The 2,299-nt window shown below is 73.5% G+C and carries 2 protein-coding genes; both read left to right on the top strand.

All coding sequences use genetic code 11. The annotated features are described in order from the left end of the window. A partial coding sequence (locus UK12_RS32280) for a beta-ketoacyl reductase (protein WP_045306771.1) occupies positions 1-906 on the top strand: 906 nt, incomplete at its 5' end. 66 nt (positions 907-972) lie between these two features. Continuing rightward, positions 973-2,299: type I polyketide synthase (locus UK12_RS32285; RefSeq protein WP_045306772.1), on the top strand; the 1,327-nt coding region annotated here is incomplete at its 3' end.

A 2,299-nucleotide genomic window follows, 5' to 3' on the forward strand; every position in this document is an offset into this window, starting at 1 on the left:
GGCAACGCGGGCCAGGGCAACTACGCGGCGGCGAACAGCTTCCTGGACGCCCTGGCCGCCCGGCGCCGCGCCGCCGGTATCCCCGCGACCTCCCTCGCCTGGGGCCTGTGGGCCGAGGACGGCGGAATGGCAGGCGAGTTGGCCGAGCTCGACGTCCGGCGGATGACGCGCGGCGGTGCGGCGGCCCTGTCGATCGACGACGGCCTCGCCCTGTTCGACGCCTCCGCCGCGCTGCCGGACGCCGTCCTGGTGCCGGCCCGGCTGGACCTGGCCGGGCTGCGCGCCCAGGCGGCCGAGTCGGGCCAGGTCCCGGCCCTGCTGCGGGGCCTGGTCCGGCCGCCCGCCCGCAGGGCCACGGCCTCGGTGGTGGAGACCGACCCCGCCGCCGCGCTCAGGCAGCGGCTCGCCGGGCTCCCCGCCGACGAGCAGGAGCGCATCCTGCTGGAGCTGGTGTGCGGGCAGGTCGCCGCGGTGCTTGGCTACGCCGGCGCCTCGGCCGTCCAGCCGTCCCACGCATTCCGGGAGTTGGGCTTCGACTCGCTGACCGCCGTCGAGCTGCGCAACCGGCTCAATGCGGTCACCGGCCTGCGGCTGCCCGCCACGCTGATCTTCGACTACCCGAGCCCCGTCGATCTGGTCGGACATCTGCGGACGGTGATCCCGCAGGACGGTACGGCGACCGCGCCGAGCGTCTTCGCCGAGCTCGACCGGCTCGCCGAGGCCCTTGCGGCGGCGCCGGCGGACGAGGAGACCGGAGCAAGGGTCACGTTGCGCCTCCAGGCCCTGCTGGTGCAGTGGCGGGTCACGGCGACGCCCGACCGGTCCGCCGACGACGACCGCGATCTCGAATCGGCCACCGACGACGAACTGTTCGACCTCCTCGACGACGAGCTCGAGACTTCCTGACCCACGCGCGACCCTCCCCAGCCTCCGGCAGGGGAGACCCCGATTTGCCGCAAGGAGCGGACGGACATGCTGAACGAGGACAAGCTGCGCGACTACCTCAAGCGCGCCACCGCCGATCTGCGGAACGCCCGCCGACGCCTGCGGGAGATGGAGGAGCGCGACCAGGAGCCGATCGCGATCGTCGGCATGGCCTGCCGCTACCCCGGCGGGGTCGCCTCGCCCGAGGAGCTGTGGCAGCTGGTCGCAGCCGGTGGCGACGCCATCAGCGGCTTCCCGGCCGACCGGGGCTGGGACGAGTCCTCACTGATCGACGACGACCCGGACGCACAGGGCACCAGCTACGTCAGCCAGGGCGGCTTCCTGCACGACGCCGCCGAGTTCGACCCGGCGTTCTTCGGGATCTCGCCGCGCGAGGCCCTCGCCATGGACCCGCAGCAGCGGCTGCTGCTGGAGACCTCCTGGGAGGCGTTCGAGCGGGCGGGCATCGACCCGACCGCGCTCAAGGGCAGCCGGACCGGCATCTTCGCCGGACTGATGTACCACGAGTACGCCAGCCGGCTCGGCACCGTGCCCGAGGGCGTCGAGGGCCACCTGGGCACCGGCAGCTTCGGCAGCGTCGCCTCGGGCCGGGTGTCCTACACCTTCGGTCTCGAAGGCCCGGCGGTCACCGTGGACACCGCCTGCTCCTCCTCGCTGGTCGCCCTGCACCTGGCCGTCCAGGCGCTGCGGTCGGGCGAGTGCACGATGGCGCTGGCCGGTGGCGTCACCGTGATGGCGACCCCCGGTACCTTCGTGGAGTTCAGCCGCCAGCGCGGCCTGGCGACGGACGGGCGCTGCAAGGCGTTCTCGGACGACGCGGACGGCACCGGCTGGGGCGAGGGTGTCGGCATGCTGCTGGTCGAGCGGCTGTCGGACGCACGGCGCAACGGACATCCGGTGCTGGCGGTGGTGCGGGGCTCGGCGATCAACCAGGACGGTGCGTCCAACGGTCTGACCGCCCCCAACGGTCCGTCCCAGCAGCGCGTGATCCGCCAGGCCCTGGCCAGCGCCTTCCTGACGCCTGGTCAGATCGACGTGGTCGAGGCGCATGGTACGGGCACCACGCTGGGCGACCCGATCGAGGCGCAGGCGCTGCTCGCCACCTACGGCCAGGAGCGCGCAGCGGACCGGCCGCTGTGGCTGGGTTCGCTGAAGTCGAACATCGGTCACACCCAGGCGGCGGCGGGTGTCGGCGGCATCATCAAGATGGTGATGGCGATGCGGCACGGCGTGCTGCCGCAGACGCTGCACGTGAACGAGCCCTCGCCGCATGTGGACTGGTCGGCGGGTGCGGTGGAGTTGCTCTCGCAGGCGCGGCCGTGGCCGGAGACGGGGGAGCTGCGCCGGGCGGGTG

The organism is Saccharothrix sp. ST-888 (assembly GCF_000955975.1).
In the GTDB taxonomy this organism is placed as follows: Bacteria; Actinomycetota; Actinomycetes; order Streptomycetales; family Streptomycetaceae; genus Kitasatospora.